21 protein-coding genes are annotated in these 25681 nt (G+C 33.4%); 5 read left to right on the top strand and 16 right to left on the bottom strand.

Annotated elements, in window-relative coordinates:
* Nucleotides 1-122 precede the first annotated feature (122 nt).
* Complete coding sequence (gene licT, locus MHH94_RS00695) at nt 123-968, bottom strand: BglG family transcription antiterminator LicT (protein ID WP_058590925.1); 846 nt, start codon at nt 966-968, stop codon at nt 123-125.
* A gap of 122 nt (nt 969-1090) precedes the next feature.
* A complete protein-coding gene (locus MHH94_RS00690) occupies nt 1091-2464 on the bottom strand; it encodes a YfcC family protein (protein ID WP_058590999.1) in 1374 nt (457 codons plus the stop codon).
* Nucleotides 2465-2761: 297 nt separating this feature from the next.
* Between MHH94_RS00690 and MHH94_RS00685 the strand changes: the two genes are divergently transcribed.
* The 5 genes from MHH94_RS00685 to cobA are packed head-to-tail and all read left to right on the top strand — an operon-like array spanning nt 2762 to nt 7603.
* Nucleotides 2762-3502, top strand: coding sequence for a sirohydrochlorin chelatase (locus MHH94_RS00685; protein ID WP_078355366.1), 741 nt, complete (start codon nt 2762-2764; stop codon nt 3500-3502).
* Nucleotides 3483-3944, top strand: coding sequence for a precorrin-2 dehydrogenase/sirohydrochlorin ferrochelatase family protein (locus MHH94_RS00680; protein ID WP_078355367.1), 462 nt, complete (start codon nt 3483-3485; stop codon nt 3942-3944). The genes MHH94_RS00685 and MHH94_RS00680 overlap by 20 nt, the downstream gene beginning before the upstream one ends.
* A complete protein-coding gene (nirB, locus tag MHH94_RS00675) occupies nt 3937-6342 on the top strand; it encodes a nitrite reductase large subunit NirB (RefSeq protein ID WP_107603009.1) in 2406 nt (801 codons plus the stop codon). Before MHH94_RS00680 ends, nirB begins: the two co-directional genes overlap by 8 nt.
* Nucleotides 6343-6344: 2 nt before the next feature.
* On the top strand, nt 6345-6662 hold the full coding sequence (nirD, locus tag MHH94_RS00670; protein WP_078355369.1) for a nitrite reductase small subunit NirD: 318 nt from the start codon (nt 6345-6347) through the stop codon (nt 6660-6662).
* Complete coding sequence (gene cobA / locus MHH94_RS00665) at nt 6653-7603, top strand: uroporphyrinogen-III C-methyltransferase (protein ID WP_078355370.1); 951 nt, start codon at nt 6653-6655, stop codon at nt 7601-7603. Before nirD ends, cobA begins: the two co-directional genes overlap by 10 nt.
* Nucleotides 7604-7914: 311 nt before the next feature.
* Here the strand turns inward: cobA and MHH94_RS00660 are convergent, their stop codons facing one another.
* From MHH94_RS00660 to MHH94_RS00595, 14 genes are all read right to left on the bottom strand, one after another.
* Nucleotides 7915-8802, bottom strand: a complete 888-nt coding sequence (locus MHH94_RS00660; protein ID WP_182683124.1) for a CobW family GTP-binding protein — start codon at nt 8800-8802, stop codon at nt 7915-7917.
* A 13-nt stretch (nt 8803-8815) separates the two neighbouring features.
* On the bottom strand, nt 8816-9352 hold the full coding sequence (dcd, locus tag MHH94_RS00655) for a dCTP deaminase (RefSeq protein WP_078355372.1): 537 nt from the start codon (nt 9350-9352) through the stop codon (nt 8816-8818).
* A complete protein-coding gene (locus MHH94_RS00650) occupies nt 9353-10693 on the bottom strand; it encodes a nucleoside recognition domain-containing protein (RefSeq protein WP_078355373.1) in 1341 nt (446 codons plus the stop codon). It lies immediately after the preceding gene.
* Complete coding sequence (locus tag MHH94_RS00645) at nt 10687-11808, bottom strand: NAD(P)/FAD-dependent oxidoreductase (RefSeq protein WP_078355374.1); 1122 nt, start codon at nt 11806-11808, stop codon at nt 10687-10689. Before MHH94_RS00645 ends, MHH94_RS00650 begins: the two co-directional genes overlap by 7 nt.
* 319 nt (nt 11809-12127) lie before the next feature.
* Complete coding sequence (locus MHH94_RS00640; protein WP_078355375.1) at nt 12128-13567, bottom strand: ABC transporter ATP-binding protein; 1440 nt, start codon at nt 13565-13567, stop codon at nt 12128-12130.
* A gap of 4 nt (nt 13568-13571) precedes the next feature.
* Nucleotides 13572-14300: an energy-coupling factor transporter transmembrane component T gene (locus tag MHH94_RS00635; RefSeq protein ID WP_078355427.1), complete on the bottom strand. Its 729-nt coding sequence runs from the start codon at nt 14298-14300 to the stop codon at nt 13572-13574.
* A 2-nt stretch (nt 14301-14302) separates the two neighbouring features.
* Nucleotides 14303-14881 (bottom strand): MptD family putative ECF transporter S component, encoded by a 579-nt coding sequence (locus tag MHH94_RS00630; RefSeq protein ID WP_078355376.1) that lies wholly within the window; start codon nt 14879-14881, stop codon nt 14303-14305.
* A gap of 77 nt (nt 14882-14958) precedes the next feature.
* Nucleotides 14959-16701, bottom strand: coding sequence for an ABC transporter ATP-binding protein (locus MHH94_RS00625; RefSeq protein WP_078355377.1), 1743 nt, complete (start codon nt 16699-16701; stop codon nt 14959-14961).
* Complete coding sequence (locus MHH94_RS00620) at nt 16698-18479, bottom strand: ABC transporter ATP-binding protein (RefSeq protein ID WP_078355378.1); 1782 nt, start codon at nt 18477-18479, stop codon at nt 16698-16700. Before MHH94_RS00620 ends, MHH94_RS00625 begins: the two co-directional genes overlap by 4 nt.
* 627 nt (nt 18480-19106) lie before the next feature.
* Nucleotides 19107-20840, bottom strand: a complete 1734-nt coding sequence (locus tag MHH94_RS00615; RefSeq protein ID WP_106417292.1) for an ABC transporter ATP-binding protein — start codon at nt 20838-20840, stop codon at nt 19107-19109.
* Between the two features lie 34 nt (nt 20841-20874).
* Entirely contained in the window at nt 20875-22629 is a 1755-nt protein-coding gene (locus MHH94_RS00610) for an ABC transporter ATP-binding protein (RefSeq protein ID WP_084756253.1), read from the bottom strand.
* A gap of 29 nt (nt 22630-22658) precedes the next feature.
* Entirely contained in the window at nt 22659-24113 is a 1455-nt protein-coding gene (locus MHH94_RS00605; RefSeq protein WP_084756255.1) for an ABC transporter ATP-binding protein, read from the bottom strand.
* Nucleotides 24106-24837 carry an energy-coupling factor transporter transmembrane component T gene (locus MHH94_RS00600; protein ID WP_106417293.1) on the bottom strand — a complete coding sequence of 244 codons (732 nt, stop codon included), beginning with the start codon at nt 24835-24837 and terminating at the stop codon, nt 24106-24108. The genes MHH94_RS00605 and MHH94_RS00600 overlap by 8 nt, the downstream gene beginning before the upstream one ends.
* The gene (locus tag MHH94_RS00595) at nt 24834-25412 is read right to left on the bottom strand and encodes an MptD family putative ECF transporter S component (protein ID WP_107603007.1); all 579 of its coding nucleotides are present in this window, start codon (nt 25410-25412) and stop codon (nt 24834-24836) included. Before MHH94_RS00595 ends, MHH94_RS00600 begins: the two co-directional genes overlap by 4 nt.
* Nucleotides 25413-25681 lie beyond the last annotated feature (269 nt).

The raw sequence follows: 25681 nt of genomic DNA, 5'->3' as shown, positions 1-25681 counted from the left end.
ATAGATAGACTTATCCCTAGATAAATTCACCTATTAATGATTTAGGTCTCGCCTGCCGAACAGTAACAATCCTAAACAATTAATTGTTTATTTTGTTTTCGTAACATCAATATATCACATAATTATTTATTGTCAACGCTTTCATTTCTGGAAATTAATCTCTGTATATGAATCGTTAAGTACAACGCTTCATCATGCGTCATTTCATACTGGTACTTTTTCAATAAAAATACTTCAATTTTCTTCACACATTTAAATGCATGTTTATATTTTTCTTTTACTATCTCGTAAAGTTCGATTTCATTTGTATCAAGCGGGTTACTTGAGAAAATACGTTGTGCAAGAAATTTTAAATGTGTCACAAATCTATAGTAAGTTAGACTTTCTTCATCAAAATCTAATCTAAAATGGTATTTCACTAAGCTTAAAATATTTTGCACCATTTCTGTGACTTGATTATAGTCTGCTAAGTTATTATGTTCTGCATTTAACAAGTGAATTGCAATAAATCCCGCTTCATCTTCAGGTAAACGAACACCAACAATTTCAGCAATCCAATCTAATGCTTGAACACCAATTTCATACTCAGTTGGATAAAAACGCTTCGTTTCCCATAGCAATCCATTCTTTATAGCCATTCCCTCTTTTTGTCGCTCAATAGCAAAGTTTATATGATCCGTCAGTGCAACATAAATAGTATCGCTGAGATCTTTTTGATATTTATCTTTCGATACTTCGATTATTTTCTCAACAGCTTGAACCACTTCAATCGGCACTTCGATTAATAACGTTTTAAAGCGATCAGAAATTTCCTGGCTACTTAAATCAAATATTTTTTCAATCTTTGATTCTTCCACAATATCGCCTTCTTGCTTTTGAAAACCTATCCCTTTCCCCATCACAACACGTTCTTGGTTGTTGTGGGTGACACTAATCACATTATGATTGATGACTCTATTTATCTTCATATGACACCCCTTTAATTAATAAATACATTGTGCCACACCGTTATAATAATTATCAATCTATAAATAAAAGAGACCCAAGTTATCAAACTTGAATCTCCTTCTACAACTTATTAATTTTCTCCCTACGACCAACCGATTAACTGCGCAAAGATTAATGAAATGATTGAAATGACACCCCATACGATAAAGAGTGGGAAGAAGAATCGGATCCATTTTGTATATGATACGCCTCCGATTGCCAATGCTGCCATAAAGTACCCGCTTGTTGGATAGAAGACATGTGTAAATCCGTCTCCTAATTGGAAGGCTAAGACTGCAGTCTGTCTTGTAATACCTAGCATATCTGCTAATGGTGCCATAATTGGCATTGTCACTAACGCTTGTCCGCTTCCTGAAGAAATAATAAAATTAATCAACACTTGTACGATATACATACCGACTACTGCTACTGTTGGTGTTGCACCATCGATAACAGAACCTAATCCGTGAACGATACTGTCCATAATTTTACCGTCTTCAAGTACAACGGCTATTGAACGTGCAAGTCCTACAATAATGGCACCCATTAATACATCTTTGAAACCATCATTAAATGACTCACAAATTTCACGCGTATTCAATCCAGTGACTAAACCTACTACAATACCCATAACTATGAAAAGACCTGACATTTCTACCATAAACCAGCCTTGTGTAATAACGCCGTATACAAGAATGATAAAGAATAAGAGCACTACGGCAATACCGATTTTTTGTCGTTTAGTCGCAACGAGTGGTTCTTGATTCGTAATATCTTTGTACATATGTCGCTTCTCAGTATCATCATGATAAACTAAACTGATTGAAGGATCTTTTTTAATTTTTTTAGCGTATTTCATAATAAATAATATCGTTACAAATAGTACAATCACAAAAATAGCTAAACGTAATCCAAGTCCTGAAAATGTTGGAATACCTGATAATTTTTGTGCTAATCCTGTATTGATTGGATTTAATACACCGACCGTGAAGCCGACTACAGTACCACACAATGCAATAGATGTAGCGGTTATAGAGTCATAACCTAACGCAATAATAAGCGGAATAATAACCGGAATATAAACGAGTGACAACTCTGCTGTACCGATTAATGTTGCAATAATCGCAAATACTGTTGTTAATACTGGAATAATCAAAATACTTTTATTTATAAACTGGCGTGCAAGTTTATCCACACCAATTTCAATAATACCTGTACGTCTTAACACCATAAACATCCCACCGATGATAAGTGTAAAGAAGACAATTTCTCCTGCTTCAATTAAACCTCGTGGTATAATCGAAATAAAATCAACCAAACCAACTGGTGCTGAATCTATGTAATGAAATGAATCTGCATCTACCATTTCTCTACCCTCAGGCCCTTTAACCCTATCAAACTCACCTGATGGAATTAAATATGTAGAAATAGTTGCAATCACACCGAAAACAAATAAAATCACATATATATGTGGCATACTAAACTTTTTGTTAGACCTATCTTCGTTCTTTGCCTTATCATTTTCCTTTACCAATGTGCACGACCCCTTTGCTTATTTTGATAAACAATTTCATGCTATCACGTTTAGGAAAATTTATAATTATACAAATCTGAAAATTTAAAAAATATTTTTGTCAGTTATTACAAAAAATCATATGCATGATTTATTTTTTCACGTTAATATATAGGGAATTCCCTATTTTTCTTCTTTTTGAGAAAAAATTCACAAACTTTCGTTATATTGTTTTAGAATAATGATGTAGGAGGGATTGTCATGCGAAAGACGATTTTAGTTGTTCATGGTATGAGAAAGGGAAAGTTAAATGAAACGTTATTAAATTTTATTCATCAAACTTTTAATAGTGATGAGATTGATTATGAGGTGGCCTTTTTAGAAAGTGAAGAGATCCTATTAGATGAAGTGATTCAACAAACGGTTGATTATGGATATTCACGTATTCATCTTATGCCGTTATTATTGTTTACCGCTTCTCATTATTATGAAGATATCGAAGCGTTATATGAATCATTTCAAGATAAGAACCCGAACGTGCAGTTTATATTAAGTAAACCATTGGGCACACACCCGATTATGACAAACTGGGTTGCTTCACAACTTGAAGCTTACAAAGATGACATTGATGATGAAACTGGAATTGTCGTACTTGCTCACGGTAATGCACGCTTTGATGAACCGAATGTTGCACTTACACGAATTTGTCACGAACTATCAACGGATCAAAATCCATGTTACCCGAGTATGGTCTATGGTGAACTGCGCTTTAAAGAAACGTTACCGAAAATCGCTAAAAAGCATCGTAAATTATTAATTATTCCATTTTTCTTCTATGATGGTTTCCTTGTAAATAAGTCGAAACGTCAAATAGAGTCTCTAGGTTTACCGAATCCTATCACATATACGACGGCTATTAATTTTCATCCGTTATTAAAAGACATCGTACATTTAAGAATTGCTGAATGTGAGGCGGTACCGGATGTATCCAGTACAACTTAACCTTAAAGGTAAACATGTCGTAATCATTGGTGGTGGCAAAATTGCATGGAGAAAGTTCTCTAAATTGAAATCAGAGCCTTGCTCAATTGATGTTATCGCACGCGAATTTCATGAGCACTTTGATATGATTCAACCAACGAAACATATTCGCCTTATACAAGCAGACTATCAACGAGAACATATTGCCCATGCAGATTTAATTATTATCGCAACTAACCAGCCCGAAACGAATGACCGAGTAGCTCAAGACGCCCTACCCTCTCAATGGGTCAATCATACCGGGGATCGCAAACAATCCAACTTTTATAACACCTTAGATATTGAACACAATGGCCTAACAATTAGTATTAGCTCACATGGCCAAGATATTCAACGAACACAACACTATGCAGTGAAAATTAAAGCATGGTTAGATTCAACGAAGGAGGATATGCATGAGTAAAACAAAACTTTTAATGATCGGTAATGGTATGGCTGGTGTCCGTACAATTGAAGAAATTCTAGATCGTGATCCAGACCGCTTTGAAATCACAATCATCGGTAAAGAACCTTATCCAAACTATAACCGAATCATGTTATCAAACATTCTTCAAAATAAAATGACAAAAGAAGAAACGATTATGAACCCTTATGAATGGTATGAAGAACATAACATTCGATTAATAACAGGTAATAAGGTTGTAAAAATTGATCGTGAACTAAAACAAGTCGAAACAGAACATGGCGTGAAAGTATCATATGACCAAATGATTATTGCGACTGGTTCTGATTCATTCATTCTACCAATTGATGGTTCTCGTCTAGAAGGTGTTGTCGGTTTCAGAACCATAGATGACACTGAAAAGATGTTAGAAACAGCTAAGACTAAAAAACGTGCCATTGTTATAGGTGGCGGTTTACTCGGTCTAGAATGCGCACGTGGTCTTGTAGATCAAGGTATGGACGTGACAGTCGTACATTTAGCAGAATGGCTGATGGAAGTACAACTGGATCGTAAAGCAGGAGAACTTTTAAAAGCAGACCTTGAAAAGCAAGGTATTAAATTTGAATTACAAGCGAATACACAAGAAATTATTGGTGAAGACTATGTTGAAGCTATACGTTTATCAGATGGACGTGTTATCGCAACAGACATGGTCGTGATGGCAGTTGGTATTCGCCCAGTAACGAAAGAAGCACGTGCCGCTGGATTAGAAATTGGACGCGGTATCATAGTAGACGATTTCATGCGTACAAGTGACCCAGAAATTTACGCAGTTGGAGAATGTGCAGAACACCGTTCAAAAGTTTACGGACTTGTTGCCCCACTATATGACCAAGGTAAAGTCCTGGCAGATCATATTACGGGCATTCCAACTGAAGGTTACAAAGGATCAACGACCTTTACTTCTTTAAAAGTATCAGGCTGCGATTTATTTAGTGCAGGTTGGATTACTGAAAGTGAAGGTGTCCGTGGTATTGAAACTTTTAACGGTGTCGATAACATTTATAAGAAAATATTCGTCAAAGATAAGACGATTGTCGGTGCAGTACTTTATGGTGATACAGAAGAAGGCAATCGCTTTTATAATATGATGAAAAAAGGCGATACAATCGATGAATATACACTCGTTTCAATTCTTCATAAAGCAGGAGAAGTTGATGCGATTAGCGTTGCTGAAATGGATAACGATGAAACAATCTGCGGGTGTAACGGCATTTCTAAAGGTGTCATCGTAGAAGCGATTAAAGATCAAGGTTTAACGTCCGTAGCTGATGTCACACGTGTGACAAAAGCTGGTAACTCATGTGGTAAGTGTAAAGGTCAAATCGCAGAGCTCTTAGAATATACACTTGGTGACGACTTTGTTGCTGCAGCGCCAACAAGTATTTGTGCATGTACAAACCTTACAAGAGATCAAATCGTTACTCAAATTCGGGCTAAAGGTTTAAAAACATCTAAAGAAGTTCGACACGTATTAGACTTTAAAGATAAAGGTGGATGTCCAAAATGCCGCCCTGCTATTAACTACTATTTAAACATGGTATACCCTCATGACCATGAAGATGAAAAAGCTTCACGCTTTGCGAACGAACGTTACCACGCCAATATTCAAAAAGACGGCACATTCTCTGTTATTCCACAAATGCGCGGCGGTGTCACAGATGCCGATCAACTTATTCGTCTTGGTGAAGTAGCGAAGAAATACCATATCCCATTAGTCAAAATTACGGGTGCACAACGTATCGGTTTATACGGTGTTAAAAAAGAAGAATTACCACAAATTTGGAAAGATTTAGATATGCGTTCAGCATCTGCATACGGTAAGAAGACACGTTCAGTTAAAAGTTGTGTTGGTAAAGAATTCTGCCGATTCGGTACACAATTCACAACAAAATTAGGTATTCGTTTAGAGAAAACATTTGAATATATCGACACACCACATAAATTCAAAATGGGTGTTTCAGGTTGTCCACGTAGCTGTGTAGAATCAGGTGTAAAAGACTTCGGTGTCATTGGTGTAGAAAATGGTTTCCAAATTTACATTGGTGGTAATGGTGGTACAGATGTCGTCGCAGGTGAATTACTGACAACTGTTGAAACTGAAGATGAAGTTGTCAAACTATGTGGTGCATACATGCAATACTATCGTGAAACAGGCATTTATGCAGAACGTACAGCACCATGGCTCAAGAGACTTGGCTTTGACCAAGTGAAATCAGTTGTACTTGACCCTGAAAAACAAGATGAACTTTACGCGCGCATAATGGATGCGAAACGTGCATACGATACAGAGCCATGGCATAAAGTCGTGCTAAATAAAGATAAACGTCACATTTTTGAAGTGGAGAAGGTGTAAATATGACATTAGCAAATGAGAAAGTAAGAGTTGCACATATTTCAGAACTCGAACCGTTAATCGGTAAGAAAGTCATCGTCGGAGATACCCAAATTGGTTTATTTTTAACTGAAGAAGGTATCATTCGTGCGATTAATAATATTTGTCCTCATAAACAAGGTCCATTATCAGAAGGTACAGTGAGTGGAGATTATGTATACTGTCCACTTCATGATCAAAAAATTGACTTATCGACTGGTCAAGTCCAAGAACCAGATGAAGGATGTGTCGCAACTTATTCTGTGGAAGTGGTCGATGGAGACATATACGTATGTCTATAATCGCACAACCCCAAGTATATTTAGTCGGTGCAGGTCCAGGAAATCCTTTATTATTATCTAAAAAAGCAGAGCGATGTATTAAGCGGGCAGATGTTATTTTATACGACCAACTAGTGAATCCATTTATATTACAATTTTCATCACCAGAATCGGAATGGATTCATGTTGGTAAACGACCTTATCACAAATCTATGAAACAAGAAGACATTAACCAATTACTTGTTGAAAAATCAAGCATAAATAAGACGGTCGTCCGTCTAAAAGGCGGCGATCCAGCAATATTTGGACGCCTTGCGGAAGAAGTTTCTACATTAAAATCACACAACATTACATTTGAAGTCGTACCTGGTATAACAGCCGCTTCAGCTGCCATGAGTGAACTTAATCGTGGGTTAACAGAACGTAATGTTTCAACTAATATTACATTTACAACTGGCCACTTCAAAGATAATGAAGAACAATCTATTGATATTACAACACTCAAACACGGTGGCACCCTCGCCATATATATGGGTGTTAAGAGATTACCAACTTTAGTTAAAGAAATTAAAGCAGAAATCACAGACGACATCCCAGTAGCCGTTATCTTTAGCGCCACACGACCAGAACAAACGGTCATATCAGGCAATGTATCTAATATCGTCGAAAAAGTGCAGTCACTCTCACATATACCAGGACCTGGTATCTCAATTGTAGGTCATGTTGTTAGAGATTTAGTTGAAGATATATCAAGTAAAGAAGAAGTCGAGTACGTAAAATTTATAGGCAATCGACAGAATATAATAGACGATGCATTAGAAGTGTATGAAGTAGGCGGATGGGCAATCATAGATGATCGCGACCATCCCAACCTACACCCAACACAACATAATATCCTCACCGAGCTCATCAATCAAACAACATTTACAAAAGTTGTAAATACAGAAGTAGTGAATGTTTAGGATGATAGAGTTTGGTGAGGGAACACGGTGAGGTGAAGGCCGCGCACGAAGAATCTGAGATATCGTGCGTTATACCCTAAAATAGCGCCCTGGCGCACGAAGTCTACGAGATATCGTGCGTTATACCCTGAAATAGTGCCCTGGCGCACGAAGACTACGAGATATCGTGCACTTTCAAATAATCTAATCAAAAAAACAGCTGTCGCTTTGAAGTTTCTAAGTGAGTTAGGCCCATTTTATAAAAAACACTTTTGTTAAATTCACATAATGTGAATTTCTACAAAAGTGTTTTTTTGTGAGTACTCTCTTCCTCAATATAAACTAAAAAAGATATTTTCTTCGTTTATCTTTTCTCCAATTAAAATTAGATAATCATCTATGTCTATATCATACTTTTCAATAAGCACATTACTATTAGAAATTTGAACTAAATATTTATTAGGACTATTCTCGAATGTTATAAACCCTTTTACACGATATACCTTTTGGGGTAAATTCTGTAACCATAATTTGAATTTTTCCATTTGAACTGGCTTATCAATTGAGTAGTATTTATGGTAAATATGATTATGAAAATTTTGATTTTGATTCTTAAATGGGATGTTTTTAACTTTTTTAGATAAGTGATGATAACTTACTTTTCCATAAGTTGTTGAAAATGTTTTTGCTCTTGGATATTGTTCTTGTATAGATTTAATAACATTGATTGCCTCACACGAATCGATTAAATCAAGCTTATTTACTATAATATCCTGACAATACTTTAGTTGAACATCGATAAGTTGTTGTGTTTGTTTTGAATAGGTTAAAATTTTTTGATATTCCGGTATATCTATGATGCCGATGATACTTCTTATTGTTATAAATGGCGAAAGTACAGGTGTCAAACATGCATCAAGTACTTCTAATGGGTGTGCAATACCACTACATTCAATTAAAACTATTTCTGGTTGTTGTTCAATATATAACATATGCAATTGATGTGCAACATCATCTTTCATTTCACAACATATACAGCCATTAATGATTTCATTTACTGTTACATCAGACTGAATTAATTCAGAGTCAACTGTCCTCTTACCAAACTCATTCATAATGACAGCGATACGTTTACCTTCTTCATGGACATCTTTAATTAAATGATTCAGTAAAGAAGTCTTCCCGCTCCCTAAAAATCCAGTGATGATAAAAATTTCCATACCAAATCCACCTTTAATATTTGTCAAAATCCATAAACACTTTACTACCTGTTGTGTTGAGTTGTCCTTGGTACTTTCCATTGTACCCAGAAATAGCAGGTGAATGCGTACGCGCTATTACGAGTTGACAAATTCGTTGACCTTCTTCAATTTTTAATGAGAAATCATTCGCATTAAATAATTCTAAAGTAATATGACCTTCAAATCCCGGATCTACCCAACCAGCATTCTGTATAAATAAACCCGCTCTACCAATTGAACTCCTCCCTTCTACAAAACCCGTCATCATATTTGAAAGTTTCACACATTCCTGTGTAGTCGCTAACACAAATGATTTACCAGGTATAATAAAAGACTTGGCAACGACTTCATCATACTGAATAGGATCTTTCAACGATTGCACATTATCTTTTGGTGAAATGGGTAGTAGAAAATGATTGCCTAATGTTAAATCAATAGAAGCGGGTTCTATAAGTTGTTCTCGATAAGGTGTGACACTTACTTGACCTTCACTAATAAACCGCTTAATATCTTGATCTGATAATATCAATTAAATCCCTCCAAATAAATTCATAATCAATACAGTTCCACATAAGCAAATGGTCGCTGTAATCATTTGTTTTACGACAATTCCTAGACCTTGCTTCCACCCTAAATTTTTAATTATCATAGTGATTGTTACAGAACATGCAGAAAATGTTGAACTAAATAATACTAATAAGAACACACTTTTTAACGACATCGTTTGCAATAATGAGCCCTGATTCATATTGAACAACAACATACCATCTTTTCTAATCATTGAGAATAGAATACCCGTTGACATCTCTTGAGGTGCATTCATCAACTGTAAAATTGGATTAAAGACATTTGCAGCCCACAGTAAAATAGGTGTCATAGAAAGGATACTCGCACATACACAAATCATCATAAATATTGGTAAAGCTTGAGCTAAGAATGACAGAATAGTCTGTTTGGATTCTTTCCATACAGCTATAATTGAAGGCTTTCTAACTTTATCTAACACAAAATAATGGGTTGGTATCATGCTTTTTGAGGACCATAGTTTAATATGTATTAAACCACCGATAAATACGATTATTAAATAAGGAATAAATAACCATGGGGCTTTGATTACACTGAATAGTGAAAGTGTCGCGCCAATTTGATAACTACATGATGATCCAAAGCTAACCATACTCATACAGTTATTTTTAGTGCAAGCACTACAATCATGATTGGCACGCAATACTGCTGCGGAATTACAACCAAATCCTTCAATAACTGGTACAATATCGTAACCAGTTAATCCTACTTTTGTCATAACTGGATCGATTGACCAAACGATATAAGATTTTAAATGACTTTCACTGATAATATTCGTAGAAATACTAATGAAAACGACAACGGGTAATGCCCAAATGATTGAATATATGCCGAGTGACAATAACCCATAATCCCCAAATAATAAGTCATTCAAAGCCTTTTCGTCGAATTGAACAGTATGTATTACATAGTCTAAAAACTGCTCTACCCAATGATTTTGAATATATTGAGATAAATAATAAGAAATATATATTGGCAACATAAACATTAATATGATTAAAGCAAAAGCTATAAACATGTCTTTTACTTTAGGAATATGTTTCGCTTGTTCTTGTCTTAAGATATTCAATTCAGAGATAATATATTTTGATTCGTCAGGGTCATCTATCTTTTGCTTACAGTTTTCATCTAGTGTGAGCTTTAATTGCTTTTGAATGATATACCTTTTAAACTGTAATTTCTGCTCTGTTGATAGTTTTTTTAGCTGCTTAATCACAATATAATGTTCACCGTTTGGTATCGGCGAACAAGTTCCATTTTTAATATTATATTCAACTTTTAACATGAACAGTTCACATCACAACAATCATAATCATCTAAAAACATTTGATTTGATTGATAGAACTCAATAGCATCTTCATTTGCTTCAAAGCTTTCTCGGTCACATATTAATTTTGCTAGAACAGCTAAACGCGTTCTAAATTTGTAAATATAACAAAGAATAACATCTTGATGTTTAACCGTATCTCCTATCATAAAGACATTAGGATTAATTGTTGATTCATCATCGTCAGTTAGCATAAAATTTGTACCATCATTTTCAAATAATATTCGAGTTAGTCGATTATGTTGAACAGGATTAAATCCAGTAGCAAGTATCGGTTCTTCGGAAATTTTCACATCGTCGTGTACGCCGTTAAATTGAATAACATATTGACCATTTTTATACTCAATTTCTTTCACCACATGTTCGGTATGAATACGTATGGGATAACCAAGTTCCTTTAATTCTTCATATCGTTGGTGTGTATAAGGAGAAAGTCGAATACTTGGATCAGCATCTTCTTGTTTATAACTTGTAGAATTAGTATAAATATCGACGATTTTACCGGATAATGCTAAATTGAGCGCTGCATCAAATCCGCTTTCGTTACCTCCAATTACGACAGCCAGTTCACCATTTATATCTGAAAATTTTTCAACCTCACTATAATGTCTACCATGTTTAAACGGTTTATAAGGATATGAAAAATTCCCTGTCGCAACAAAGATATATTCAGCATCAATAGTCCCATGATCTGTATACACTTTATATGTTTCATTGTCTATATTATTGGATACATCTAATACATTTGTATGTTGGTCAACTTTCAAGTTATAAATCTGTACAAGCGCTTCTAAATATTGAACATAATCTTTGCCTGAAATATGTTCTTTCTTAAAAGTAAAAGCAGGGGAACTATGAGGTGTGATTGCGTTAATATCTGGTGTTCCAAACCCATTTGTTGTAAACGAAGGTGTGATAAAACGAGTTGATAATGGCCAATTTTTAAAAGATTCACCAACTTGTCCTTTATCTAATATAAGAATATCATCTAATCCCATTTCAATTAATGCAATAGCCATACCTATACCAGCAGGACCCGCACCAATAATCACTACTTTATTTGTTTTTTCCATTTTAACACTTCCTAAATCGTAATCATTACTATTTAACGATATAAATAAAGTAACATTTTTAAAATGAATACGCAAGTTTAGAAAATTCATATTATTAATCAAATATTATAATGATAGTAAATAGTATTTAAATTAATATTAGGCGACTTATCCTATATAGATCATATAGAATAAGCCGCCTAGAAAATATTGTTTATTAAGTTTTCATTATTCGTGTTTAGATACTACTGGTTTTCTTATTTATCAAGTTGTATTTCTATAAGCAATATTATATGCATTATATTGATCATTAACCTCCTTATCTCACAGAAGCAAATTATTAATTATATTTAGAACAAGGTAGTACAAAATCTACTAATTGAAATATCATTTCCATATCATGTGTCACTATAAAAATAATATTATCTGGTGAAGATAATGACTTTATCTCATTACAAAATTGTTCTAATGAGTTTCTATCAAGACCTGAAGTTGGTTCATCAAATACGATAATTTTTTTATCAGATAGCAATGCAGATGCTACTGCTGTTCGTTGTTTTTCTCCTCCCGACAGAGAAGCAGGGTGCCGTGTTTCTAAATGGGACAAACCTAATTGCTTTAAGATTTGTTGTACTTGTTCTTCTGTTGCATCTGTACCTAACCGAACTTCATTTAAAAGCGTATTTGAGAACAATTGTTGATTTACGTCCTGCATGACCATAAATCCTTGTTTATTCAACATTTTCTTCTTTAATATCTGTTCATTTTCTTTGATAGCACCTTTATACTTGGTAAATCCTAATAATGTGTTTATAAATGTAGTTTTTCCTGCACCATTCTCTCCAATAACACCGATAATACTACCACCAGAAAATTGAAGGTGAGGAATACGAAACACATTCTTATCGTGATAAGATACTTCTACTTCTTCAAGTTCAATAGATAGAGAGGAATCTTCGTCAACATTTCTTTGAATTTGACATAATTCCCATGATTTTTCATTTGTTAGTTGCTTCAATTTTTTAGATAAAGAATCAACATTCATACTTCTGAGACCCATTGTAGATAACTCTTGTTCACTTTTAACATATAGTTCATCAAATGTATAAGTTGCTTGATGTTGTCCGGATTTCAAATATATAAATCTGTCTGCTAAGTCTTTTAACCAATATAGGCGATGCTCTGATAGTAGAATCGTATAGCCAAGTTTCTTCAAACTAGTCAGTAATATCTTTAATAATTCAATTGATTCATAATCTAAATTAGCAGTAGGTTCATCAAGAAGTAGTATTTTTGGCTTCATAGAAATAATAGAGCCACAGGCAACACGTTGTTTTTCTCCACCAGAAAGTTCAAATATGCTTCGATTAACTAGATTTTTTAAGTTTAAATCAGCTATTGTCTCTTCTGTTCTATCTAGAATTTCTTTTCGTGTTAAATTTAAATTTTCACATCCGAAAATCAATTCATTAGAAGTATCTAAATTGAAAAATTGAGATTTTGGATTTTGAAATACAGAACCAACATTTTTAGCTATATCACTAATAGTCTGGCCATTAATTGATGCGCCAAAGTGCTTTACTTCACCTTCCAACCTTAAGGTATCGTAAAATTCAGGTATTAACCCATTTATTACCCGGGTAATCGTTGTTTTGCCACAACCACTTCCCCCACATAAAACGACACACTCACCTTGCGCCACTTTTAGTGAAAACTCATCAATAATTTTAGTAGAATCAGATGTTGTCACGCTAATCTTTTGAAGATCTATCGCATTCATACGGTCATCCCCCTTTAAAAATAATGACGAGTGCAATAGCTATAAATATCACAAGGTAATCTACAATATTTAGTCGAAATTTGATGATGGTCGTTCGCTTTCTTCCGACATCTAATCCACGTGTCATTGCAGCTGCCGAGAGTTCTTCCATCACTTTACCGGATGAAATCAACATCGGAACTATCAATCGTTCTATGGTTAAGATTGGATGTTTCAAAAAGTAAATTGGACCGATATTAATATTTCTAAAAACCAATGCTTGTCGTATATTCTTTAAATGCTCTAATAATGTTGGAATAAAACGTAACATTACTACAAAAGCGACTGCAAAAGCATCTGGAATATGTAAGGTTTTAAACATTGCCAAATATTCACTAGCAGTTGTTTTTTCTGCTAAAATATAAAACATTGCAATCGCTGGTATAAATACTCTTACAACATTAAATATTATAAAAACAAAAGAAAAGTTTTGACTTAAATGAAATAATTCAGCAATTCCTTCTATAGCAATCGTCCCAAAGAATATCATGACAAACAGATAACACTTCATCATTTCTTTAGTATTCAATAAAAATAATGCTGTTAGTCCCCCTACAACACATTCTCCCAACATCGATCCACTTCGCATCATTATTATAGATGAAATAATAAAAACGATAATTTTTGTAATAGGTGAAATATCTATGAAAGCATCTTTTTTAAAATACAATGGCACATTTACAGTGTTCATCATATTCATACAATCCCGGCCTTCACAAAATGTTTTTTATTTAATTTATTACCTATAATTGCTCCAATGATACCGCCAATAATAGCAAGAGCAACTATTACGAGGATAATCCAATTTGGTGTAAGTGCAGAAAATTGTTCAACATAATCTTTTCCATAATAATATTCTGAAGACTTCATAAATTGATCCCGAGCAAATAATAGCATTGTAAAAGGACCAACTACAATAATATTAAAGATACTATAAGCGACTATATTTTTGAGCTTAGTATATTTACTTCTATCATTTAATACAACTTCAGCTAATATACCTGCGATAATAGAAATAAATAAAGGTGCAATAGTAGTAGATGACAATGTCAATCCTGATAATATAGCTAAAATAAATACAGCACCTCTCTTAGGAACTTTAGAAATATAAAGTATAAATACTGGTCCTAAAATAATGCCAGCTATTAAAGGTGTTAATAAGAACGTAACCGGATTAAGACCAAAAAGCATGCCAGTGGCCACTAAGATTACGATATATATTGCAGCAAAAGCACCGGCAAAAATATAATCTTTCGTATTCATTTTTTTCTTCATTTTACTCACTCTTTTCTTTTTCAACTGGTCCTTTTTTGACTCAGTTTTATTGTTATAAAAATTAATTAATTTTATGTTTATCCTTCATTTACTTGCCAATCACCACTTTTGCGTTGAAGGGATACAAGATGATGGTATAAATGCTCATTTGCCATCAATTGTTCATGTTTACCTTTTTCTTCTATTCTTCCTTCTTTAAGTACTACAATTTGATCACAGTGTTCAATCGTTTTAAGACGATGAGCAATTACCATGACTGTTTTATCTTTAATTAATTCACTAATGGCATTTTGAATCAATATTTCATTTTCAGGATCAAGTGATGCAGTTGCTTCATCTAATAACACGATGGGTGCTTGTTTTAAGAAAGCTCTCGCAATCGATAAACGTTGACGCTCACCTCCTGATAAAGTTTGTCCATTCTCTCCAATTACGGTTTCAAACCCATCTGGTAAACGTGTAATAAAGTCCGTACAGTTTGCCATTGCAGCAGCTTTATAAACTTCCTCATCCGTTGCATTACTATTACCAACTTTTATATTATTAAATACTGTATCGTTAAAAAGGATGACATCTTGGAATACAATGGAATAGTAAGATAATAATTTTTCTGGATGAATTTCATTAATATTATGACCATCAATTAAAATTTCTCCAATATGGGTATCCCAAAAGCGTGCTGACAATTTAGCCAATGTACTCTTACCACAACCAGATGGACCGACTAAAGCTGTGATTTCACCTTGCTTTGCAGTAAAAGAAATACCATGGATAACTTCTTTATCGTTATAACCAAAAGCAACATTTCGGAACTCGATATCAAATTTTGTTAATTCAACATTTGAAGAACCACTTTGTTCTTCAATCTCAAAGATATTTTTGATGCGCCTTGCACTAACAAGTGAATAAATAAATTCACCAATTTTGTATAACGAATTTGTTAAGGGGTCATAAATACGTACTGCTACAAAGATAAATAGTATAAATCCAAGTACCGTCAACTGTTGTTGTACTAAAAGATAAGTTCCAAGTAGTACAACGATACCTAAACCAACTCTTAAGATGTTATAAGAGATAGAGATAAAGATCCCTACTAGAACTTCATATAGGACTGCCCATGGAATTACAGATTTAATTGTATGTGTTAATTTTTGAATATATTGTTCTTTTTGACTGGAAGATTTAATCACTTTGATATTCTCAAAGAATTCTTGCAAACTTTCAGAAATGTTTAGTTTGAGTTGTCTATTTTTCTTATTAGTTGGTGTTGTAACAAATTTCGAAAGTATAATAAAAAGTAAAGAAACAGGCATACATAGGAAGAGTGCTAAAGCCATCTGCCAATTATAAAATGCCAATATCACTGTAATAAAACCACTAGATAGAATACCAGACACTAAGTTTGCAAAATCACTTGTTAACTGTTTCTCTATAACAGAAACATCATCCATCAATGTACTTGTAAAATCACTTAAATCTTTTTCTCCTAAATATGATAGTGGTAATTTACGAAACTTCTCGGCCATTCTCAATCGCATTTTCGCTGATTCTGTCCCAGAATTAATATACATTTGTTGGTACGTTACTAAATAAATAACAAAAATTATGGCTAATAGGATAATACAAGCAATTAAATAGCCCCAAAGTAGAATGGGTTGTTCTTGTGACTCTTGAATGTGTTTAATCATATCCTCAGCCAACATGACTAATAAAATAATGGGCAATACAACTGAGATTTGATGCAATGTCGTTAAGAACGTCGTTTTATATAAGTCTTTCTTACCTTGTTGAGTTAATGAAAATAATTGCTGAATATTCATCCTGTCACTCCTATCTTCCAGCTCACACTTTCTTGATAATTTCGATACATCTTCGCATAGACGCCATCTAGTGCAATCAGCTCATCATGTTTTCCTCTTTCGACAAGAGATCCAGCATCCATTACTAATATTTGATCCGCATGAGTTATTGTGGATAGTCGATGCGCAATCATTAATACCGTCTTACCTTTCATTACTGAATTTAATGCTTTTTGTATTTTATATTCATTTTCTGCATCACTAAAAGCGGTAGCTTCATCTAATAGTACAATTGGAGCATCTTTTAATATTGCACGAGCAATTGCAATACGTTGAATTTCTCCTCCTGAAAGGTATACACCTTTCGTTCCAAATACTGTCTCTAAACCTTGAGGCATTTTGTTTATAATTTCACGGCACTGTGCTTGGTCTACTGCACGTTCTACCTCTTCAATACTTGCATCAGGTCGATAAAACCTAATATTTTCAAGCAAACTCATCTTAAATAATTTTGTTTCTTGAAATACATAACTAATATTTGACATTAAATCATCATATTCTAAATCACGTACATCAATACCACCAATGGTTACGTTGCCTTCGTCAATATCATAAAATCGTGTAATCAAATTAAATATCGTTGATTTTCCACTTCCAGAGGGTCCAACTATAGCTGTGACAGAGTTTGAAGGGCTTTTAAATGTTAATTCATGTATGGCTTGATTAGTCATACCTTCATAAGTAAATGTTACATTTTCAAATTTTACGTCGTAATTTTCATATATTTTTAAGCTATTACGTGTAGGTAGAGGCTGTGCGCTATAAATAGTTGATTCTAAATTATCCATTGCATTAAAAATAATCATTGCTTTATACGAACTTTCCATAATTCGCATTAACATAAATGCGACTAAAGGTGTGAAAATCGCAAAGAATATATAACTTAATAACATATCAATTTGATTATCCTTATAATTAAAGAAGATAATTGCAGCTGGAATTAAGAATGCAAATATTCCATAAACACAAACAATATAACCACTCATCGCATTTCTCATTGAAAGTGCGTATTTTATAGTAAAATCTCGATAATTCTCTATAGCCTTGTTAAAGACTTTAAATGAAAATACTGTTTGTCCAAATACTTTTACAACAGAAATACCTCGAACATACTCCACAACATCATTGCCCATACTAGTAGATGCTGCTTGATATTGTTCTAGGAATTTTTCACTTTCTCCACCCATCATAAAGCGTAGCAACATAAATCCAATGATGACCGGTATGAGACAAACAAGTGATAATCTCCAATCAAAAATAAAAATAAGTACTAAAAACGCAATAGGTGTCGTAAGTGCTTGTGCCATATCAGGCACTTGATGGGCTATGTAATGTTCAACTTCTTCTGTATTTTTTTCTACAAGTTTTCTCAATTTACCAGTTTGATGCTTTTGAAAATATCCTAACGGTAATGATTTCATGTGATAAATGAGTTGAATTCTATATTTCGCTACTGTGTTAAAAGCAACTATATGTGACAATAAAAGTGCAAGACCATATAAACCAAAAGCTATCGACACATATAATACTGCATTCCAACCATACTGCGTCATATTGTCAACAACTGGCTCAGTTAATCCATTTTTAGCAGTCAACATTTCCTTCACTACATAATAAACATTCAAATAAGCGCCAAGACTCACTACACTTGAAATGATAGATATTGCGATAGAAGCATAAAACAGATAAACATAATTCCCCATGATTTTTGTAAGTTTAATTAGATTTTTATTCTTCATAGTCTCTAGTATGTAACTTAGTTAATAAATTACACATTCTCCTTTCCTATTAATAGGTATACCATTTATTCCTTCTATACGAACAAGCACAGCCATATCTTAATACTGATTACTAACAAATAAATTAATCAAAAGTGTAATCATTACGATTTAAAAATTAAATAATTCACCTCTTTTTATATAAAATTTTATTACTACAATGAATATATTTATCTATTTAATGTTATTATTGCTTTTTTATAGAAACTTACAATAATATAATAACCTAGTTGATAATCATTATCAATGAAATTATGTAAAGAATTTACAAATGAATAAGCCTTTCTAACCATAAAAAAAGAAGCCTCTTATCGAGACTTCTATCATTTTTCTATATATTCAAATTCATTTAGTGTGCACGAAGACTGCGAGATATCGTGCGTTATGCCCTGAAATAGTGCCCGGGCGCACGAAGTCTACGAGATATCGTGCGTTATGCCCTAAAATAGTGCCCGGGCGCACGAAGACTGCGAGATATCGTGCGTTATGCCCTAAAATAGTGCCCGGGCGCACGAAGACTGCGAGACATCGTGCGTTTCCAAACTAAAACCAGCAGCATTCCACATATTAGATGCTACTGGTTTTTTCTTACAATCTCCAACCTTCTGATTGTGTCTTGATTTGGATGAAGTTCTGATAAGTTCCTGCTTGATTCACGAGTGTTTCGTGATCGCCTTTTTGTATGATTTCTCCTTCGTTTAATACGATGATTTCATTGGCGTTTTTAATTGTTCCAATTTTATGTGCGATTGTGATAACTGTTTTGCCTTTGCTTAATTCATCAATTGCACTTTGTATGAGATGTTCGTTCTCTGGATCAATACTCGCAGTTGCTTCATCTAGTATGATGATTGGTGCGTCTTTTAATATCGCCCTTGCGATAGATATACGTTGTTTTTCTCCACCAGATAAATTATTCCCTTTCTCATTGACCATTGTTTGATAGCCATCCGGTAGTGACATGATGAAGTCATGACAGCATGCTTGTTTCGCAGCTGCGATAACTTCTTCTTTAGTTGCATCTGGCTTACCGTATAAAATATTATTTTCGATTGTATCATTAAATAAGTAGACCTTTTGAAACACCGCACTAATATGAGACATCAGTGTACTTAGTGTCATATCTCGGATATCGACGCCACCTATTCGAATTGTACCTTCGTCTACATCATAAAATCTTAACAACAAATTACATAAGGTAGACTTACCGCTTCCTGATGGTCCTATGATTGCTGTAGATGTTTGTGCCCCTACTTTAAAGCTCACATCATTAATCACACGGTGCTCTCCGTATGAGAAGCTTACATGATCAAATTCAATATCAAAGTTATCGATTTCGATATCTCTTCCTGTTTCATCTAATATAGGTGCGTTCTTAATTTCTTCAATATCATTTAACGTCATATCAATCATTTCTAACACGTGTGCTGCACTGTTTACATTCTCCACACTTTCAAATATCACAAATGAAAAGATAGAAATCATAATAAGCGTTGGTAAATCAATGCTTTGATTGATATATAATAAGCATGCAATAAATACTATGACGATAGAAACAATCTTTAAGCTCAACAAATGCAATAAATTAAACGGTATGTATTGTAATTCAATTTTTGAATTCACGCGTTTACTTTCATCTACTGCTTTGTTAAAACTTTGAAGACTCGTATTTTCTTTTGAGAATGATTTAATAACTTGAATACCTCGAACGACTTCAAGCACTTTCTCAACAAGTTGATTTTGAACATGATGATAATGCGGCGCGTTTTGATGGCTTTTCTTTTCTAATAAATGAATGCAAAGTAAAGAGAGCACTACGCCAATAAGTGCTAATAGTGACACTTCCCAAGACACAACTAAAAGCGACAAAATTAATACAGTAATTAATATATAGCCGTTTACGACAATATCGATCATCTTCATTGCATAATTTTCTAAGAACGTTAAATCTGTTGTAACAACCGTTGCAAGTTCATTTGTTTGATGGTCTTCAAAATACCCTAGTCTTACGTTCTTAAGTTTATCACCAATATTTAAACGTTCTTTCGCACTCATTTCATAGGCGATACTTTCTTGAAGTCTATTCTTTAAATAAGCTGTCACAAATCTTGCTAATACTAATAAAATCATGATGCCTAACACACTCATAATTTCATACATTTCAATTTGTTTATGAGATAGCACACGGTTAAACACTTGGGCAGCTAAGAAGATTGGTAAGGCGATAAAAATAGAATTAATAAATGACATTACAAATCCTAAAATCATTCTTGATCTATAAGGTGTCGCCCACTTTAAAATCTTAAATGTAATCTGAAACATGTTAATCCTCCTTTATATTTGAATGTATTACAAATTAAGAAGAGACCCCCCAATCTTTCGCACCGATGTGCATATCCCACATTTGTTTATATTGACCGTTCATATCCAGTAGTCTTGCATGGTCACCTTTTTCAAGAATTTGTTGATGACCTAACACAATAATTTGATCTGCTTGTTTAATGGTAGATAATCGATGGGCAATAACAATAAGCGTCTTATTTTGAGTTAAAGCATTTAATGCAGCTTGAATTTTTTGTTCATTATCTGGGTCGACATAAGCTGTCGCTTCATCTAATACAATAATCGGTGCATCTTTCAAGATCATTCTCGCTATTGTGACACGTTGTTTTTCACCGCCCGATAATTTATCACCAACTGAACCTACATTCGTATCATAGCCCTCTGGCAATTTCGTAATAAATTCATGACATTGCGCTAATTTAGCCGCTTCTTCAACCGCTTCATCCGATGCTTCCGGATTACCTAATTTAATATTTTCTTTAAACGTAAGATTTAATAAGAAGTTATCTTGGCCTACAAAACCAACTAATTCATTCAGTTTCTTAGGTTCAATATCTTTAATATTTACGCCACCGATATCAATTTCACCGGATGTTACATCCCAGAATCTTGAAAGTAATTTCGCAATCGTAGACTTACCACTACCAGATGCACCAACAATTGCTGTAAAAGTCTTCTCTGGAATATCAAATGACAAATGATTAAATACTAAGTTATCTTTGTCATTTGAATAAGAGAACCCAACATCATTAAATGTGATTTGATGATTTTTAGGTTCTTTAAAAGCTTTCGAGACTTCAAGTTCTTCTAAATTCAATACTTGGCGTACTTCTGTAATCGCATATTGGATTGATTTTAATTGATTAACATAATTCGTAAAGTTCTTGATTGGTGCGACAACACCTAAAGACAGTACTAAGCAAATAAAAAATTCTGCATAGTTCAACTGGTCAATTGAAATCAAATACATACCTAGTGGTAGCACACCTAGAAAAGTCGAAGGAAGAATACTTGCACCTAAGTTCATATAGCCCCATGTGCTTTTAAACCAATTTAAAGTATGTATCTTATATGCATTAACAGCATCTTTATATTTTTTATAAGAATTTTGAGATTGATTAAATGTTTTAATGACTTCTATACCTTCAATGTATTCAACAATTGAGCTATTCATGTAATTATTCGATGCCATTTGTTCTTCATATGTCTCATTAAATCCAGACATTAATTTTTTAAAAGCAAAAAATGCAATCGGCACCGTAATCAACATGGCACAAGCCATACGCCAATCGATAATGACGATATAAACAAATATAGAAATAGACAGTAATAAATTACCTACTACTTCTGGAATAATATGCGCTAACGGTAATTCAATCGTTTCTACTTTATCGACAAATATACTTTTAAGTTCACCAATTTTTTTAGATTCTACTACACCTAAAGGTAAACGCATTAATTTATGTGCCAATTGCTTTCTAATATTAGATAAAATATCATAAGCCGTCACATGTGATAACATCGTCGAACTTCCGAAACAAATAACCTGTATCACATAAGCACCTGCCGCGATACTTATATAATAAATAACTTGATTCATCTCTGTATTTCCATCAATCATTAATAGTATGATTTTATATACCGTCCAATAAGGCACTAATCCTGAAAACACACTAATAATAGACAATACAACAGATAAAACAATCTTCCATTTAGCATCTTGTCCAAATACGAGTAATGATTTTATCCAATGTTCATCGGTGTTCATACTTTACTGACTCCTCTCATTGATGCGAATTATACATCGAAATAATGATTCAATTGATCGATGCCTTGATGATTCAATGCGAACTGATTAATAAGACGACCATCTCCAAAATGTAAGACATATGTACAAATCTCTAATATCAATGATTTATCATGTGTAATGATAAAGATTTGCTTTCCTTTGTCATGGATGTCGTTAATCATTTTCGCGACTTTTTTCATATGATATAAATCAAGCCCTGAAGTAGGTTCATCAAATATAATGATTTCCTTACCACTCAATATTGCCGTAGCAATGGCCATTCTTTGTTTTTCTCCACCAGAAAGTGACAATGGATGTTCATGTTTTTTATCTAACAAATTCATACTTTCTAACATGTCATCAACTTGTGTTTCCGTTACTTGAACATTTAATAGCTGTAATTCTTGTTCCAAGCTTTCCGTAAATAATTGTGTGTTTACATCTTGGAAAACCATATAGCTCTGCTTTAATAATTGTTTCTGTTTAAGTCGCTTCTCATCATACGTCACATGTCCTTTAAAATCCTTCAGCAAACCACACAAACATTTAGCAAAGGTCGATTTACCACTTCCGTTATCGCCAATAATCGCGACTACTTCACCTTTTGGTATGGCTATTTCATTCACATCTAATTGTTTCTCTTTATTAAATTTGTCATACATATAAGTAAAGTTATGCATTTCCATAACATGATCACCAAACTGTGGCTCATGTTGCAATCGTTCCTCTTGTCCGTATCGAATACCCATTCTTTCAAGTTCGTCACGATCTAGTGATTTAAACGAACCTATTGGATAATGTGCATGTAACGAGCCGTCTTCCATATAATAGACGCTATCTGCCTCATCCATAATATAATCCAAACGATGTTCTATCAGAACGACCGTTTTACCACGTTCTTTCAAATAACAAATCATTTCTTTTAATTTCTTAATGCTATACATATCTAAATTTGAAGATGGCTCATCTAATACGACGACATCTGGGTTAGTAATAAGTACTGTCGCACATGCAATAATTTGTTTTTCGCCACCTGATAACTCAAATATATTGCGATCCAATAAATGCTCAATCTTAAACTGGTTCATAACTTTTTTAATCTTTTCAATGATGACCGTTTTATCAATACCTTGATTTTCCAAATTAAACGCAAGCTCACTTGTCGTATCAACGTTATAAAATTGCGTCTTCGGATTTTGAAATACACTACCGACCATTTGTGATAATTGATACATCTCAATTTCCGATATATTGCGTCCATACAAGTAAACATGCCCACTTATGTCACCATGTTGAACTTTAGGAATTAAACCATTTATCAATTTAGCAACGGTAGACTTCCCGCTACCTGATTTACCACAGAACACGACTAATTCACCTTGTTTAATTTGAAGTGAGACATTTTGAATAGCTGGTTCTTCTGAAGAAGCATAGTTGAACGTTACATTATCAAATTTAATCATTAAACAACTTCTCCTTAAAATAAATAATCCATAATATCACCATGATAATGATTAACAATATATCAAGTAGTTTAAACTTCACGACGCATACATTCGTCCGTTTAAATGGAGAATCAATCCCTCTCGTCATCGCTGTAAAAGAAAGATCATTCCCTATTTGAACAACAGATATAATAAGCGGAATCATTCTATATTCAATCATTTTAAAAAAATGATTCGAAAAGTTAATACCTCGCATTTTCATGGCATAATTAATATTTCGATATTCTTCAGCAATCGTCGGGAAAAATCTAAAAATCACAGATATTGGAATGATAATATTTCTAGGTAATTTCATTTTTTCCATAGCTGCTATAAATTCACTTACTTTTGTAGAGAATAACGTGTAATAGCCAACAATAAACCCAGGAAACATATTCATAAATATCCCAACAAATGCGAGCAGAATAAATTTAATCATGCCTTCCGCATAAGGAATAACCCAATATTGAATGCCTATCAGCACCAAAAAAGTAACCGCACATTTAATAAATAAACTGATTTTATGAATAGATAATAATAATGCGAGTGAAAATAAAGTTAAACATACTCTTAAAATGCTTTGTGAACTACCACTTGATATTAAAATCGTACTTATCGTAATCGTTAAAGCGATCTTAGTTCTAGGGTCTAATTTTGCGACAATATTCCTATGATCTCTTAATGGACCAACAACCGTCTTCACACAAGTCCCGCCTTTTTAAAATGTTTACTAAACATTTTCTTACCTAACCATGCACCAATAAGACCACCAATCACTGTCAAAATAAACATCACAGGTAATGTCCATAAAGGTGTAATAGATTCCAAAACATTTACATAATCTTGACCGTAAGACTTCCCGACCTCTTTAAAGTATTGATCTCTTGCAATAAACATTCTTACAACAAATCCCATCATCCAAAATGAGAAAATAGCATAGCCCCACGCAATTGATTTCCACTTTTTATATCCACCAGATTTCATAATGAAGTCACCAATCAAACCAAAGATAATACCAAATGGAATCATAATTAAGCCACTGCCCATCACTGTAAAAGCAATACCTAAAATCGTTCCAGTCAATGTCACCATACCAAATTTATCTATCTTCATAACATATAAAATAAACGGAATACCGCATACAATCGGACAAATGAACCCTAGAAACGGTATAAAAAATGGTATATAACCAATCATAAAAGTAACAAAGAACACTACTAAATAAATCGCTGTAAAAATACCTACTGTAATTAAATCTTTAACTGATAATTTATTCATAATCTAACTCCCCGTCTGTTAAAATTTTGATTTCATAAGCATAATCATTACGATTTAAAAATTAAATAATTCACCTCTTTTTATATAAAATTTTATTACTACAATGAATATATTTATCTATTTAATGTTATTATTGCTTTTTTATAGAAACTTACAATAATATAATAACCTAGTTGATAATCATTATCAATGAAATTATGTAAAGAATTTACAAATGAATAAGCCTTTCTAACCATAAAAAAAGAAGCCTCTTATCGAGACTTCTATCA

It is taken from the genome of Mammaliicoccus sp. FSL K6-3158, assembly GCF_038005105.1.
In the GTDB taxonomy this organism is placed as follows: Bacteria; Bacillota; Bacilli; order Staphylococcales; family Staphylococcaceae; genus Mammaliicoccus; species Mammaliicoccus sciuri.
Note: the sequence above shows the minus strand (reverse complement) of the source record. Positions and strands in the feature narration are given on the sequence as shown.